This is a genomic window from Gilliamella sp. CG35 (assembly GCF_046635745.1).
Classification (GTDB): Bacteria; Pseudomonadota; Gammaproteobacteria; order Enterobacterales; family Orbaceae; genus Gilliamella; species Gilliamella apicola_I.
Genome location: NZ_JBIDFH010000001.1, coordinates 255,337 through 271,427, shown reverse-complemented (window position 1 = coordinate 271,427; position 16,091 = coordinate 255,337). Strand labels below are relative to the sequence as shown.

Annotated in this window: 12 protein-coding genes; 6 read left to right on the top strand and 6 right to left on the bottom strand. The window is 35.8% G+C overall.

Annotation, left to right across the window (positions count from 1 at the left end):
* Positions 1–4: 4 nt before the first annotated feature.
* Positions 5–3,907, bottom strand: coding sequence for a phosphoribosylformylglycinamidine synthase (gene purL / locus ACGH4F_RS01265; protein WP_411589684.1), 3,903 nt, complete (start codon positions 3,905–3,907; stop codon positions 5–7).
* A 249-nt stretch (positions 3,908–4,156) separates the two neighbouring features.
* Here purL and ACGH4F_RS01260 point away from each other — a divergent pair, with 249 nt between their 5' ends.
* Positions 4,157–6,838 carry a DUF2339 domain-containing protein gene (locus tag ACGH4F_RS01260; protein ID WP_411589683.1) on the top strand — a complete coding sequence of 894 codons (2,682 nt, stop codon included), beginning with the start codon at positions 4,157–4,159 and terminating at the stop codon, positions 6,836–6,838.
* A gap of 242 nt (positions 6,839–7,080) precedes the next feature.
* Complete coding sequence (locus ACGH4F_RS01255; protein WP_411589682.1) at positions 7,081–7,599, top strand: endonuclease V; 519 nt, start codon at positions 7,081–7,083, stop codon at positions 7,597–7,599.
* Positions 7,600–7,649: 50 nt separating this feature from the next.
* Here ACGH4F_RS01255 and glnS read toward each other — a convergent pair whose 3' ends face one another.
* From glnS to ACGH4F_RS01240, 3 genes are all read right to left on the bottom strand, one after another.
* Positions 7,650–9,326: a glutamine--tRNA ligase gene (gene glnS, locus ACGH4F_RS01250; RefSeq protein WP_411589681.1), complete on the bottom strand. Its 1,677-nt coding sequence runs from the start codon at positions 9,324–9,326 to the stop codon at positions 7,650–7,652.
* 168 nt (positions 9,327–9,494) lie between these two features.
* Positions 9,495–10,838: an ATP-binding protein gene (locus ACGH4F_RS01245; RefSeq protein WP_411589680.1), complete on the bottom strand. Its 1,344-nt coding sequence runs from the start codon at positions 10,836–10,838 to the stop codon at positions 9,495–9,497.
* The gene (locus ACGH4F_RS01240; RefSeq protein ID WP_267350428.1) at positions 10,835–11,563 is read right to left on the bottom strand and encodes a winged helix-turn-helix domain-containing protein; all 729 of its coding nucleotides are present in this window, start codon (positions 11,561–11,563) and stop codon (positions 10,835–10,837) included. Before ACGH4F_RS01240 ends, ACGH4F_RS01245 begins: the two co-directional genes overlap by 4 nt.
* A 159-nt stretch (positions 11,564–11,722) precedes the next feature.
* Here ACGH4F_RS01240 and ACGH4F_RS01235 point away from each other — a divergent pair, with 159 nt between their 5' ends.
* From ACGH4F_RS01235 to ACGH4F_RS01220, 4 genes are read left to right on the top strand one after another with little or no spacing between them, the layout of a single operon-like run.
* Positions 11,723–12,451: an MtnX-like HAD-IB family phosphatase gene (locus tag ACGH4F_RS01235; RefSeq protein ID WP_081299083.1), complete on the top strand. Its 729-nt coding sequence runs from the start codon at positions 11,723–11,725 to the stop codon at positions 12,449–12,451.
* 12 nt (positions 12,452–12,463) lie between these two features.
* Positions 12,464–13,297: an alpha/beta hydrolase gene (locus ACGH4F_RS01230; protein WP_411589678.1), complete on the top strand. Its 834-nt coding sequence runs from the start codon at positions 12,464–12,466 to the stop codon at positions 13,295–13,297.
* Positions 13,297–13,653, top strand: a complete 357-nt coding sequence (locus ACGH4F_RS01225; RefSeq protein WP_065558652.1) for an EamA family transporter — start codon at positions 13,297–13,299, stop codon at positions 13,651–13,653. The genes ACGH4F_RS01230 and ACGH4F_RS01225 overlap by 1 nt, the downstream gene beginning before the upstream one ends.
* 1 nt (position 13,654) lies before the next feature.
* Entirely contained in the window at positions 13,655–14,053 is a 399-nt protein-coding gene (locus ACGH4F_RS01220; protein ID WP_065558651.1) for a DMT family transporter, read from the top strand.
* Positions 14,054–14,113: 60 nt separating this feature from the next.
* Here the strand turns inward: ACGH4F_RS01220 and ACGH4F_RS01215 are convergent, their stop codons facing one another.
* Positions 14,114–14,986, bottom strand: coding sequence for an arginase family protein (locus ACGH4F_RS01215; protein WP_267350423.1), 873 nt, complete (start codon positions 14,984–14,986; stop codon positions 14,114–14,116).
* Complete coding sequence (locus ACGH4F_RS01210) at positions 14,983–16,059, bottom strand: GNAT family N-acetyltransferase (RefSeq protein WP_411589676.1); 1,077 nt, start codon at positions 16,057–16,059, stop codon at positions 14,983–14,985. The genes ACGH4F_RS01215 and ACGH4F_RS01210 overlap by 4 nt, the downstream gene beginning before the upstream one ends.
* Positions 16,060–16,091 lie beyond the last annotated feature (32 nt).

The following is a 16,091-nucleotide window of genomic DNA, read 5'->3' as shown; positions in this document are numbered from 1 at the left end:
TTTTTTAGCCTAGTTGCTTACGTGCATTACGGAAAATACGCATCCAAGGACTATCTTCTCCCCAATTTTCGGGATGCCATGAATTGGTTACCGTTCGAAACACTCGTTCAGGGTGAGGCATCATAATCGTTGCTCGACCATCTTGTGATGTGACAGCAGTTATTCCATTTGGTGAACCGTTAGGATTAGCTGGATATTGCTCGGTCACTTGTCCAAAATGATCGATATAACGAACAGCAATTAAACCTGATGCTTCTAACGCATTTAGATGCGCTTGATCACGCGTTTCAACTTGTCCTTCACCATGTGAAACTGCGATTGGCATATGCGAACCTGCCATATCACTTAATAGTAAAGAAGGGCTTTGTTGAATTTGTACCAAGCTAAAGCGAGCTTCAAAACGTTCCGATACATTACGAACAAAACGAGGCCATAATTCTGCACCAGGAATCAAATCCTTTAAATTTGACATCATTTGACAACCATTACAGACGCCTAATGATAAAGTGTTATCACGTTGAAAGAATTTTTCAAACTCTTGTCGAACTTTTTCGTTAAACAATATTGATTTCGCCCAACCTTCACCTGCACCTAAAACATCACCATAAGAGAAGCCACCACAAGCAACCAATGTACTAAATTGACTCAATGATACACGACCTTTTAATAAATCCGTCATATGTACATCAATGGCATCAAACCCCGCTCTGTCAAATGCAGCAGCCATCTCAACATGGGAATTAACGCCCTGTTCACGTAAAATGGCGACTTTGGGTTTAACGCCTTTAACTATATAAGGAGCAGCAATATCATTCTGAGGATCAAAGGTAAGTTTTACATTTAAACCAGGATCACTTTCGTTTTGTTTCGCTTGATGTTCTTGATCTGCACATTGTGGATTATCACGTAGACGTTGCATCTGCCAGGTGGTTTCAGCCCACCATGTTCGTAACGTGGTACGTGATTCACTGTAAACTACAGCTGAGTTGTTGCGAATAATAAATTGTTGCCCCGTCTTTGCTTCACCAAGCACATGAACGGTATGTGACAATCCATATTGATTAAAACATGCCATGACACTTTCCAGATGCTCGTTAGCCACCTGAATGACGGCGCCCAGTTCTTCATTAAACAGGGTGGCAATCATATCGTGACCTAATGCTGCAATATCAACATCAATCCCACAATGACCGGCAAAAGCCATTTCAGCTAATGTGATAATTAATCCGCCATCTGAGCGATCATGGTAAGCAAGTAACGCATCTTGATTGATAAGCGTTTGGATAGCCTGATAAAAAGCTAAAAGCTCTTTAGCATCATGTACATCAGCTGTTTTTTGCCCTAAGTGACGATAAACCTGTGCCAATGCAGTCGCACCCAGTGCTTGATGACCTTTGGAAAGATCAACAAGTAATAAAGTATTATCAACATCAACTCGTAATTGGGGAGTTACTGTTTTACGGACATCTTCAACACGAGCAAAAGCCGAAATGACTAACGATAATGGTGAGGTTACCGATTGTTGTTCACCATTTTGTTGCCATGTGGTTTTCATCGACATGGAGTCTTTTCCAACCGGAATGGCCAACCCTAATATTGGGCATAATTCTTCACCTATCGCTTTTACGGCATGATAAAGTCCAGCATCTTCACCTGGGTGGCCTGCTGCAGCCATCCAGTTAGCTGAAAGCTTAATTCGCTTGATATCGCCAATGTTGGTTGCCGCTATATTGGTAATGGCTTCACCCACGGCAAGTCTTGCCGAGGCAGCAAAGTTAAGTAAAGCAACCGGTGCCCGTTCCCCCATTGACATGGCTTCACCATAATAACTATCTAAACTCGCCGTTGTCACAGCACAATCAGCGACCGGTACTTGCCATGGCCCAATCATTTGGTCTCGTGCAACCATACCGGTAACAGTGCGATCACCGATAGTAATTAAAAACGTTTTTTCAGCAACGGTCGGTAAATGTAAAACCCGTTTAACCGCATCATATAAATTGATATCAGCCGTTGAAAAATTATCGCCATGTGCTTGTTGTGTTTTGACTTCTCTTAACATTTTAGGTGTTTTACCCAATAAAACATCTAAAGGTAAATCAATCGGATTATTATTAAAATACTCATCATGTAGTGTCACCGTTTTATTAAACGTAGCTTCACCAATTACCGCATACGGTGCGCGTTCACGTTGACAAAGTTCATCAAATACATCAAGACTATCTGGGTGAATGGCGAGAACATAACGTTCTTGTGATTCATTACACCAAATCTCTAGCGGTGACATTCCGGGTTCATCACTTAAAATTTTCCGTAATTCAAATTGACCACCACAGCCACCATCACTGACCAGCTCTGGCATCGCATTTGATAGACCACCAGCCCCTACATCGTGAATAAATAAAATAGGATTATTTTTGCCAAGTTGCCAACACCGATCGATGACTTCCTGACAACGACGTTCCATTTCGGGATTATCACGCTGCACTGACGCAAAATCTAAATCTGCATCAGATTGTCCCGATGTCATTGATGATGCCGCACCTCCTCCTAAACCAATATTCATTGCCGGCCCACCTAACACAATTAACTTAGAACCAGCAGGAAACTCACCTTTTTGAATATGTTCTCGACGGATATTGCCCATGCCTCCAGCAAGCATTATGGGTTTATGATAACCACGAAGCTCATAACCATTGTGGCTATTAACGTATTCTTCATAGGTACGAAAATACCCCAATAGCGCAGGGCGACCAAACTCATTATTAAATGCAGCACCACCTAATGGGCCATCGAGCATAATATCTAACGCACTGACAATTCGGTCAGGTTTACCAAAATCGTGTTCCCACGGTTGCTCAAAATGGGGAATACGCAAATTGGAAACCGAAAATCCGACTAAACCCGCTTTCGGTTTTGCGCCTCGTCCGGTTGCGCCTTCATCACGAATTTCCCCCCCACTACCCGTTGCTGCGCCTGGCCAAGGTGATATCGCTGTGGGATGATTATGTGTTTCAACCTTCATCAAAATATCGGCATATTCCTGATGATAACTGTAGGTTTGATTACTACTATCAGCAAAAAAACGTCCAACTTGAGAGCCATCCATTACCGCCGCATTATCTTTATATGCAGAAGAAACATAATCGGGTGTCTTTTCATAAGTATTTTTAATCATTTTAAACAGCGATTTAGGCTGTTTTTCACCATCTATAATCCAATCGGCATTAAAAATTTTGTGTCGACAATGTTCTGAATTTGCTTGAGCAAACATATAAAGCTCGACATCCGTTGGATTACGATTGAGTTTTTGGAAGTTTTCAACTAAATAATCCATTTCATCTGACGCTAAAGCTAAGCCTAATTTAATATTGGCCGCTTCTAATGCCTTACGCCCCTGACCTAACAAATCAATAGTAGTCACAGGAACAGGTTGTTCGACTTTAAATAACTGTTCTGCTTGTTCCAGACAAGTCAAAACTGTTTCCATCATTCGATCATGAATGAATGCCAAAAAATCGTTTTTTTGTATATCAGTCAATGGTGAACTCGTTTGAATATAATAAGCAATGCCTCGCTCAATGCGTTGAATTTGTCGTAAACCACAATTATGCGCTATATCGGTGGCTTTTGATGACCATGGTGAAATTGTCCCTATTCTTGGTATAACTAAAAAAAGCGTTTTGTTTGATTTGTTCGAAACAGTGATTTGAGCCGATTTCGGCCCGTATTGTAATAATTTCTCAAGGGTTAGCTGCTGGGCAAAAGTTAATTCACCTTTCAAATCAATAAAATGCAAATATTGTGCTTCAACACTCATAATAGGGATAGATTGTTCAGAACAAGCAGAGAGAAGTTTATGAATACGAAATGCAGATACAGCAGAAGAACCAGCTAAAATTTTCATGCTAATTACTCTTTTTAAGCCAAAAACAGGTAAAAAATAGAGCAATAGTATAAAAGAAAGTAAACAATGTGGCTATCTTTAAAACATTTATTGTGTTGTAATTCACCTTGTTATTTGTTATCGATTACATATAATATACCGTAACTAATAAAAAAATATCTCAGAAATATAAGAAATATGATAAGCACATTTACAATACTATTGATTTTCGTTCTACTGATTTCAATAGTGATAATAATCAGTTTATGTTTGAATTCAAGTTTAGACAATTTACAATCTCAAATTAATGAGCTAACAAAAAAAATTCAACGTTATGAATTAACAGAAAACAATACTAAGTCGGTAGAATCTGATCTTGTTCATTCCAACCTCAAAGCCACTATTGAACAGGATGTAAAAATCGCAGAAAAAAAATCTGAATATGTTGAGCAATCAGAAAACACCAATGATTTACAACAACTAACCAATATTCAACCGGTAACGTCAACACAAACATCACAACATCAACCATGGGAAAGCTCGCCATTAAGAAATCAATCAACCAAACAAGGCAAAAACTCCAGTGTTTTCAATTCGTTTTTTACCTGGCTTTTTCAAGGCAATTTGATAGCTAAAGTTGGCATTATTATCCTATTTTTTGGTCTTTCATATTTATTTAAGCATAGTATTGAAAATCAATTAATCTTACCTAATGTTCGTATTTTTGGTGCACTGATCTTAGGTTTAGTATTATTTGTGTTTGGTTGGTATTTACGCACAAAAAAACGGATATATGCCTTAATATTACAAGGCGGTTCTGTAGGTATTTTATATTTAACTATATTTGCAGCCTGTAAACTTTATGCACTTATTCCATTCTTAGTTGCTATTATTTTATTAATCACCCTCTGTTCAGTGAGCGTTTTATTCGCTGTTTTACAACGCGCAATGAGTTTGGCAATTATTGCCAGTATTGGTGGCTATTTAGCCCCGATATTGTTATCAACAAATTCAGATAATCACATTACATTATTCAGTTATTATTCCGTCATTTCGAGTGCAATTTTAGTAATTAGTATTTGGCAATCATGGCGAATACTTAACTTAATAGGATTTGTATTTACTTTTGTAATTACCGCATCATGGGGAATAATTAATTTTCGCCCAGAATTTTATACTGAATGCCAGTTTTTTATCATCGTTAACATGATAACCTATGGCATTTTAGCTACCTCATTAGCTGGTCATAAAACTAATAAGAAAAACCATCCACATATTATTGATATTATTTTATTTTTTGGCACCCCTATAACTGCCTTTATGTTGCAATATGCTATCACGCGACAATGGCCGCTTGGACCGACATTTTCTTCGTTGGGATTTGGAATATTTTATTTAACAATATTTTATATCACGTTACATTATAATCGATTTACATCAAGAACAAGTTCATTGTTTGGTATTGCAATAGGACTCTCTTTTATTACATTAGCGATTGCTCTTTGGTTTAATCTTGAATGGACAGTATTAATTTGGTTTTTTGAAGGCACTGCATTAAGTTGGGTAATGCTCAATAACAGACAGTTCAAATTTGCCATGCTAGGGGCATTCATTAATACATTTAGTTTGCTATACTTCTGTTATAATTTGCCTAATTTAGTCTTTACCGTCACAGAAAATATACTCTTTTTAGGATTGATTAGCCTGATTTTACTGATTAATGCTCTTATTTGGCACTATTACTGTAATCAAAATAATTGGGGTAACATTTTCAAAATCGTATTTTTTGTATTGGCTAGCCACGCTTGGGTAATATGGATTCTATATAGCATTATAAGAATTGACCAAATAGCACATAAACTACCAATTTTACTTTTAGCTTTCCTAATTGCTACATGGGTCTGGTATTACATCGGTCAAAAACTAAAATGGACTATGCTCAAATTTGCTGTTTTACTGCTCTGGCCGATCATGTTATTTTTACGATTAATCAATGAAAAATTCTTATTTGATACTAATTTATTGAAGACTAACTGGAACATGGTTTGGGCAATCGCCTTTTTGAGTTGCTATTTTTATTTGTATATTATCAAAGACAGATTAATTAAGGCTCAAAATTATTTTTATTTAATCCTGCATATTAGTTTGTTTTTGATGACTTTAGATTGGTTATTCTTAGAAATTAAGAATAGTTTAAGTTTATTACCACTAAGCTTAGAGACTATTCAATACTGTACATTATTCTTCCTGGATAGCGGTATTGTATTATTATTTTATCTTCTTGTTAAAAAAAGATTATTAACTCATTTTGCGATTAGTAAAACTTATTGGTTAATAGGTTTAGCCCCTATCATAATTTATTTATTTGTGAAATTATTCATATTTATCTTTTATAGTGGTCAAATAATCAATTGGCCTTATATACCAATATTTAATCCGCTTGAATTGAGTGCAATTTTTGCCTTACTCATGATTCGAATTTGGATAAAATTCAGCGCTTATTTCATACAATTTGATGATCAGAAAATTAGTCTGTCTAACATTAATCAAAAATTGCCTAATTTTGCTACCATACTATTAATTGTCATGGCTTGTTTATGGACCAACAGTATGATTTTGAGATGCTTAAGTCAATGGCTTGATATACCTTGGTCGTTTTATCAATTATGGAATTCCAAAATCATTCAAGCAACAATTTCACTTATATGGACGCTTGGTGCCGTTGTCTTAGTCACTATTGGTCATCGTTATCAACAACGTATTACATGGTTTACAGGAGTAACACTCCAAACTATTGTCGTAATCAAGTTAATTTTGATTGATAGCATTGAACTTGAGGGATTATTGAAAGCATTTGCATTTATTGCTATAGCAATACTGATGCTAATCATCGGTTATTTAGCACCATTACCGCCAAAAATAAAGGTTGAAAATAATGAGGCTAATAAATAGTAAATTACATATTTCACATAGGGTTAACTAACCCTATGTGTTAGATTATTATTTTTATTTATGGCTATTTCTTATTATGAATATAAAATAAAGTATAAAAATTAAGTTATTTATAATGTTAAAAAAAACAAAATTTAATCAAATTAATCACTCCAATTATTAAAAATACTGACTTGTTTTACTAAATTAATCTCAGTATATTGATTTAATGATCAATAAGTTTTATCGAAACGGAATTTAATATGATACTTGCAATTGATGTTTATTATATCGATACTCGAGCAAAAACAGTGGGGGTGTTATTTAATCATTGGTGCGATTCAAAATCTGACATTCAAAGTATAATTACTGACTATCAAGATAATGTTGCTCCTTATCAATCTGGTCAATTTTATCAACGTGAATTACCTTGCATTTTATCCCTGCTCAATAAAGTCGATCTTAATAAAATTTCAACAATTATCATTGATGGTTATGTGCATTTAAATGAAGGTAAAATAGGTTTGGGTGGGCATTTATATAATGCTTTAAATAAAAAAGTACCTATTATCGGCGTGGCTAAAAAACCTTTTGCAGGCAATAGTGACTATTTAATGGAAGTTGTCCGAGGTCATAGTAAACACCCGCTTTATGTAACCTCAGTTGGTGTAGCACTAACGAGTGCAGCTAAAAACATACAATCAATGGCAGGTAAATACCGAATGCCAGATATTCTCAGCTATTTAGATCAACAAACAAAATTGTTTAAAATCGGTGAGTAATCACATTTAAAAAGTGATTTGCCGACATCATGTCGGCAAATCTGGTTAATTTAAGCTTCGTTCCAACTATCTCTTAATCCAACCGTTCGGTTGAATACTAAATTGTCATCAATTGCATATTTACTATCTAAACAGAAGTATCCTTCACGTTCAAATTGATAAGCATGTCCAACTTCAGCATTTTGTAAACTTGGCTCAACAAAACCCTGTTTAACGATTAAAGAGCTTGGGTTAATGGTTGATAAAAAGTCGTCTGCTGCCCCAGGATTAGGCGTATTAAATAAACGATCATAAAGGCGAATTTCTGCTGGTTTACCAAATTTGGCTGAAACCCAATGAATAACGCCTTTAATTTTACGTCCATCTTCCGGATTTTTATTTAAAGTGGCAGGGTCATAACTACAATAAATCGTTTGAATATTGCCTTGTGAATCCTTTTCAACCCGATCAGCACGAATGACATAAGCATTTCGTAAGCGTACTTCTTTACCCAATACTAAGCGTTTGTAATTTTTGTTAGCTTCTTCTCTAAAATCAGCACGATCGATATACAGCTCACGAGTGAATGGCACTTCACGATGACCAAGTTCAGGACGATTTGGGTGATTAGGTACGTTGAGAACTTCATCAATTGTTTCAGAATAGTTTTCAATTACCACTTTAACAGGATCAAGAACAGCCATCGCTCGCGGCGCGTTTTCGTTAAGATCTTCACGGATACAAAATTCAAGCGTACTCATCTCTACCGTGTTTTCTTGTTTCGTCACACCAATTCGACGGCAAAACTCTCGAATTGAAGCAGGCGTATAACCTCGACGACGGAGACCCGAAATAGTTGGCATCCGAGGATCATTCCAACCATCAACGATTTTTTCTGATACGAGTAAATTTAATTTCCGTTTAGAGGTAATAGCATACTCTAAATTTAATCGAGAAAACTCATATTGATGTGGGCGAGCTTCAATCGTTATGTTATCTAATACCCAGTCATATAAACGACGATTGTCTTGAAATTCAAGCGTACAGAGTGAGTGAGTAATATTTTCAATCGCATCAGATATACAGTGGGTAAAATCGTACATTGGATAAATACACCATTTATTGCCTGTTTGGTGATGTTCTGCAAATTTAATACGATATAACACCGGATCACGCATAACAATGAAAGGTGAAGCCATATCAATTTTTGCTCTTAGACATGCTTTACCTTCAGCAAATTTACCTTCTTTCATTTGAATAAATAATGCTAAATTTTCATCAATGCTACGATCACGATAAGGACTATTTTTACCCGGTTCTTTCAACGTACCACGATATTCACGAATTTCATCAGGCGAAAGCTCATCAACATAGGCTAATCCTTTATTGATTAACTCAATCGCATATTCATATAATCGGTCAAAATAATCAGATGAGTAACAAATTTCACCATCCCACTCAAACCCTAACCAACGAACATCTTCTTTTATCGATTCAACATATTCGACATCTTCTTTAACAGGATTAGTATCATCAAAACGTAAATTACATTTACCTTGATAATCCTGAGCAATCCCAAAATTTAAGCAAATTGATTTGGCATGACCAATATGCAAATAACCATTTGGTTCTGGAGGAAAACGTGTATGCGTCGTTTTATATTTTCCTGCTGCAAGATCAGCATCGATAATTTGACGTATAAAGTTAGTTGGACGTGTCTCTGTCTCGGTCGGTAGTGAACCGCTCATAAAAACCTCTGATTGTTGTTAGCTAATACAAAATTTTAACTATTAGTTTGGTTACTTATCTCATTTGACTTGAGAATATAACAAATTTTTTGTTTTTCTGAAATGAAAAAACAGCATGATTTGAATTGATATGCTTTTCTGTTTTCTAAAAACGAATTCCCAATAAAATTATTCTTCACCAGACTTTATTGAAACAACAAATCTTGCACCGCCTAAAGGGCTAGTGACAACAAATGCTTTCCCATTATGAAACTCTGCCATTAATTTTACATAAGCTAATCCAAGACCATATCCACCTGTTGAACGAGTTCGACTGGTATCAAGCCTTGCAAAGGGCATAAAAATTTTTTCACGTGCATCAAACGGGATACCGGGACCATCGTCATCAATCTCTATAATAACTCGATTGTTCTGTTTTGTAATATTTAAAACCGCTTTATGCGTTGCATATTTGAACGCATTAAGTAATAAATTCTTAACTATGGTTTCAACCAGATTAGTATCAATAAGCGCTTTTACGTCTTGACTGTGACAAACTAACTCAAATTCTTTAGGTTTGAATAATTCGAGAGATTGACAAACTTTTTCCGCCCACTGCTTGAGTGATACCGACGTTAAATTTAACTCAATATTACTTTGCTGCATTTTAAAGTAACTTAAACTGGCATTAATGAGTGTTTCAAGTTCATTAATATCATCGCTCATTCCTTTTTGCAGCAATAACTTTTCTTGTACATCATCACATTCTTCAAGCATACTGAGCTCAAATCGCATACGAGCCAGTGGCGTACGAAGTTCATGCGCCATTGCATGCGAAATGGTTTGATTAGTGCTAACTAAATGCTCAATGTGTGTTCCCATATTATTTAACACATTTGCTAACGGTTTAAATAACCAGCCTTTAACATTTTCAGTACGCGCTTTAAGGTTTCCTTGACCAAGCTGTTCGGCTGTCTGTCTGATACTAACCAAATCCTTCCAAACAGCACTAAACGCAAAATAGATTAAAATAAAAAAGACAATTGCACTAAAAAGCGCCCAAATAACGAGAAAAACACTTAAAGACATCGTGTTTGATTCTAGAATATCCCGCATCATAATAGGGCCTAGCTGAAGAAGATGCCCCTCTTTTAAATCAATATAGACCACTTCTTTGTCACCATCATAGGCAAATCCAAGTTCTGCTAGCTCTTTATTGATGGAATGGGGTAACGAAGTATGACTCGGTAAAACTTCAATCGGATACCCAAAATAGGGTTGCAGTTCATCTACCACTTCTTGCAGAGGACGATCTTTATTCTCATTAATTTGCATTCGAATCAGATTGACCGTACCTCGTTGTGATTCACGAAAGACAATGTGGTCATCAGGGATATCCGTTAATGAAGAAGGCAAAGAATCAAAAACGAGTAGTGCACCATAGGCAATAATACATTGTAGTGAAAGTAAGATAACCAGATAAAAAACAATCCGACGATTAAAAAACAGCGGTTTTGCTAATAATTGTCTCAATGATTATCCCCTTCTCTCATAAATAGATAACCTTTACCTCGAACCGTTTTAATACGTGAAGGGTTATCAGGATCATCAAGTAACTTACGTCGTAATCGAGAAATACGAGCATCGATAGAACGATCCGTTCCATCAAAATCTATACCTCGAACTTGAGAAAAAATATCATCACGAGATAAAATTTTACCTGCATTATTCGCCAACAACCAAAGTAGATCGAACTCTGCTGTGGTGAGATCGATTTCTTGACCTTCAAGTAATACTTTTCGATTTTCATCATCGATAATCAGATTATCAAAAATCAACGTTTTATTATTCGTTGCCGTGACGGGATCTTTATTTACTTCTTTCTCGGATTCAATTTGCTTTCGTCTTAATAAAGCTCGAATGCGTGCCAATAATAACCTTGGCTCGACTGGTTTTGCCAGATAGTCATCTGCTCCTAATTCCAAACCGACAATTTCGTCAATATTATCTTCGCTAGCCGTCATGATAAGAATATAATTTGTAAACCATGTCCGTATATCTCGACAGATATCAAAACCAGATTTTTCGGGAAGCATCACATCTAAAATAACCAAATCGGGATTTATTTCTTGAATTTTTTCTTCTGCACCTTCACCACTATTATGCCAATCAACAAGATATCCTTGGCGAACCAGATAAACTTTTATTAAATTAGCTAACCTTTGATCATCTTCAATGATTAAAATACGTTCACTCATCTTAGGTTCTCATTACCGTAACTTGTGCTAAAAGAATCCTTATTATACAGACAATTTTAACTTCGTTACAAAATATATACAAAGAGCCTACAATGTTCAAAGCGACTCTGTGAGAAAATTTGCGCCAATATATATAAATAGACTATTTTTATTTCAAATATGAATACTTTTTCATCAATTACTAGTCATCTATATACACCATCTTATACACAACATCAAACTCCTATTGTTTTGTGTGACTTCGATGGCACCATAAGTGTCAAAGATGTGACAGATACATTGCTGAGTCATTTTGGTCAAGATGGTTGTGATGAGCTTGAAGAGTTATGGGTTAACGGTAAAATTGGCTCCCAAGAGTGCATGAGTAAACAAATTGCCTTAATGGATGCCAGTTTAGATGAACTCAATCACGTTTTATCACAAATCGAAATTGATTCAACGTTTAAATCATTCATTGATTATACTGAACAGAATAATATCCCAGTTCATATTGTGAGTGATGGGTTAGATTACGCAATTCAATTTGTTTTAAAACGACACGGTATAACACATATCCCGATATATGCCAATAAATTAATGCATGATAATGGGCGTAGTTGGCGTCTTGAATTTCCTTATGCGAATAAAAACTGTATTAAACAAAGTGGAAATTGCAAATGTAATCATGTTAAAAAACAACAATTCTTTCCACAAATACTGTATGTAGGTGATGGCACATCCGATTATTGTGTATCTCATAATGTGGACTTTGTATTTGCAAAAGACAAATTGATTCAATATTGTGAAACCAACAAGATTGAACACTGTGCTATTCAACGTTTTGCCGATGTCACGACAGCACTGAAAAAAACTCAAGATGCTCTTATCCCTGTCATGATGGTAAAATAATTAGGAATAATAATGAGTACAATTGAAGATTTATCTTATTTTTTACCGGGTAACAAAAATGGTGTACTTTTGATACATGGCTTAACAGGTACACCCAACGAAATGCGTATTTTAGCTAATGGTTTACATAAAGCCGGATTTACCGTTTATGCTATACAATTAGCGGGTCACTGTGGTACTGAAGAGGATCTTTGTAAAACCACTTGGCAAGATTGGTATCAAAGTGTAAAAGATGGTGCTGATTTTTTAGCAAAACATGTTGATAATGTTTTTGTTGCCGGTTTATCCATGGGCGCACTCCTTGCGCTTAAACTTGCATCAGATAGACCAGAGCAAATTAAAGGTGTGGGTGTTTTAGCACCTACTTTTTATTATGATGGTTGGAGCATGCCATTTTGGGCTAAAAAATTCTTTTTCTTGCTGGTGTATTTGAAAAAACTGGGGCTTTTCCAAAAGGTTTCTTTCATCGAAAAGCCACCTTATGGGCTTAAAGATGAGCGGATCCGAGCCGTTGTATCGGAAAGTATGCTGAGTGGTGATGCGGCATCTGCCGGACTTGCTGGAAATCCTTTTCCTGCACTGGCCGAAATGCAATTGTTAGCTAAAAACGTTCGCCAAGCACTACCTAAGGTGACTTCACCGTGTTTGATTATGCATTCTGGTCATGATGACATAGCTGATATTGAAACCAACGCTAAATTAGTTGAGAAACACGTTTCAGGATCAAAAAAATTAGTGGTACTTTATGATAGTTATCATTTAATTACAATTGATAGCCAACGTCGTGAAGTCATTAAAGAGTGCGCATCATTCTTCAATGAAATAGCAGAAGGAACCAATTCATAATGTCGCTATTAGTGATTATACTTTGGGTTAGTAATATCTGTTTTGATACATTAGGGCAAGTTGCTTTTAAATATGCAGCAACCGCCCCTAATAATCGAGATGGCTGGTATTACTGGGTTGATTTGGCTAAAAATCATTGGATCTGGATTGGTATAATTTCTTACGTTGCAGAATTTTTATTATGGTTAGCATTTTTAACATTGGTTCCACTTTCTCAAGGGGTGTTGCTGGCATCATTTAATATCATCACCATTATGTTAGTTGGTCGAGTGCTTTTCAAAGAACTATTAACTGTTTACCGACTCATTGGTATGTTACTCATTACTGCTGGCGTAATCTTTGTAGGGATGTCTTAATATGGCTAGATTCTATTTAATCGGTTTTACGGTATTACTTTTTTTCGATACTATTGCACAATGTAGCTTTAAATTAACTGCCATCCATGCCGAACCACTAGCAATGAGTGTTGATTGGTTAGTCAGGGTATTTACTAATCCATGGATATACATCTCTATCGCTGGTTATATTTTAACTTTTTTTACTTGGATGACTTTATTAAAAAAAGCCCCTGTTGGACCAGCTTTTGCTGCCTCTCACTTTGAAGTTGTCACGGTCATGATAGCTTCGATATGGCTGTTTCATGAACCAATCACATTATATAAGTTAATTGGCACCATTCTTATTGTATCAGGTATCTTGTTTTTGGCTTTAGCGGAAAGCCAATTGGCTAAGCAAAACGCTGATAATCATCAATAAAAGTTAATTCAAACTGTAGTTGATTTCTTAAATAATCAGCTACAGCTTCTAAACTTGTCGTTATACTGATAAAGCTTTTAATAATGTTAAATTAAGCTGATGTTGTGCTTGTTGCCAATTGTGTAAGTTATCTGCCTCAATAGTAGGTTGTTTATCTAATGAACTCAGCAACCGTTTGAACCAATTAGAGGGTTGCCATATTGACAATTCACCAGTGATATCACTTGCCACAATACGTTGCTTTAACGAAGTAATGGTATCAAGCAGATGATAAGTTTGTAATTGACCTTGATCCCAATTAGTGTGAATGACCTTTTCACTTAATACATCTTTATCTATCGATAAATACACAGGTTCGGCGCTATGGTATTGTTCGGATAAGAAACTAGCAATCAGATCATCTGGAGTAGAAAAATGGCGAAAAGCTTGCCCCAAACCTATTTTTTTTGCCCACGACACATTGACATCCAAACTCCAATACGTCAGTTTTTTCTGAAAAAGGGGTTTCCATCTATTTTCCCAAAAATGGGAAAGTCCAATATCATGAGATGTGATACCTAACACATGAACATGACTGACAAAGGGTAAACTTGCCACATAGCTAACCCATGAACCACAATGAATACCAAATAAATAGCGCATATTATCAGGATGATTATCAAACACAATTACTTGGATTGGATTATCGGCGGAATAGTGTTTAGCCAACCGTTCAATAAGCAGCAATGAAATATGGTGATAATCACCACTTCCCATAAAGACTGTACCATAATGTTCAGGTAAGGATTGCTGTAATTCAGCTTTAAATTGGCAGAATTTTTTTTCAGAGCAACCAAAGCGAATCGTATCTTGCCACTGAGTTACATCAATTATTTTAGCATTATTAATCTCGCCTACACTCTGATCGAAATTGAGTATAATAGGATATGTCATGCTACTTTCTCCTTGTCACTTTCAAAATGACCAATCAATTTGCTTAAAATAAATCTTAATAATGGATTACGGATGTAAACCAAATGTTTGGTTAAAGTAAATTGCGCACCTAACGATCGTTTAACCTCAGGATCTGTCCAACCCGCAATATAGTGACTAAATCCTTGCTCAATGGCATATTCCAGATTGAAAAACCAACTAACAAAATAAAGATTAAAGTCACGAGCTTGAGGATAAACCAAGCCAATATATTTATCGACCAACATATTATTTACGACAAAGCAGATATTGTAGCCAATTAGTTCATTATCGTGATAATAGGTAAAAATGCGTGCTTGGATAGATTTACTTTGCAGCAATTGAATAAAAAACGGTTTGGTCAGTAAATCAAAATGAACCTCACTCTGTTGATACACATTGAGGTAAAGTTGGTAATAATGATCTAACACCTCATCATCAAAAAAGCACTCATCACCACTATGCAAAACCTTAATCTCTAATTTTTCGCGAGCTTTTAATTTACGTCTAAAATTCTTGCGACGGCTGGACGAAAATCGTGAAAACACATCATTTAAATCACTAAAATCAATCGGTAACCAAGCTAATGCTTGTCCTTCAACTTCAATAAACCCTCTTGTTTTTAATGCCGAAATAAGCTGGTTTGAATAATGATTGTCTTGTTCGCTAAGTAAAGGCGAGGATAAAGGCAAATCTTTGACAATAACAAAAGGAGACTTTTTTGTATATGCGGTTTTAATGTTATCCGCTAACTGTTCTGCTTCTACCTGATCGGTCAATAGAGCATATTCAGAAACGGTTGTTCCTATAAAACAAGTTTTCGGCTGTAACCAATGTCGCCATTTTTTAAAAAAAGGGAGTTTTTGGATCTTATGCTTAAAATCATCATCAGCAGTAGTTAATAAATCAAACTTTGCAGCAAAAGCAGGCACACCATTTTCACTCAGCCACGCCGTAAAATCATGCGGTGGATAAGTCAAAAAATTGTCGACTAATTCATTTGGTTCTAGCTGATTGATGTATTTCATAAATATATTTAAACGATTGGCTATCATGTGCAGTCCCGCCAACAAGAGTTGACGGGAAG

What these genes read in the sequence shown, in the direction of transcription:
- ACGH4F_RS01220 (WP_065558651.1), top strand. Translation starts at nt 13,655, where the DNA reads ATGGCTAGATTCTATTTAATCGGTTTTACGGTATTACTTTTTTTCGAT.
- glnS (WP_411589681.1), bottom strand. Translation starts at nt 9,326, where the DNA reads ATGAGCGGTTCACTACCGACCGAGACAGAGACACGTCCAACTAACTTT.
- ACGH4F_RS01225 (WP_065558652.1), top strand. Translation starts at nt 13,297, where the DNA reads ATGTCGCTATTAGTGATTATACTTTGGGTTAGTAATATCTGTTTTGAT.
- purL (WP_411589684.1), bottom strand. Translation starts at nt 3,907, where the DNA reads ATGAAAATTTTAGCTGGTTCTTCTGCTGTATCTGCATTTCGTATTCAT.
- ACGH4F_RS01210 (WP_411589676.1), bottom strand. Translation starts at nt 16,059, where the DNA reads ATGATAGCCAATCGTTTAAATATATTTATGAAATACATCAATCAGCTA.
- ACGH4F_RS01240 (WP_267350428.1), bottom strand. Translation starts at nt 11,563, where the DNA reads ATGAGTGAACGTATTTTAATCATTGAAGATGATCAAAGGTTAGCTAAT.
- ACGH4F_RS01235 (WP_081299083.1), top strand. Translation starts at nt 11,723, where the DNA reads ATGAATACTTTTTCATCAATTACTAGTCATCTATATACACCATCTTAT.
- ACGH4F_RS01255 (WP_411589682.1), top strand. Translation starts at nt 7,081, where the DNA reads ATGATACTTGCAATTGATGTTTATTATATCGATACTCGAGCAAAAACA.
- ACGH4F_RS01215 (WP_267350423.1), bottom strand. Translation starts at nt 14,986, where the DNA reads ATGACATATCCTATTATACTCAATTTCGATCAGAGTGTAGGCGAGATT.
- ACGH4F_RS01230 (WP_411589678.1), top strand. Translation starts at nt 12,464, where the DNA reads ATGAGTACAATTGAAGATTTATCTTATTTTTTACCGGGTAACAAAAAT.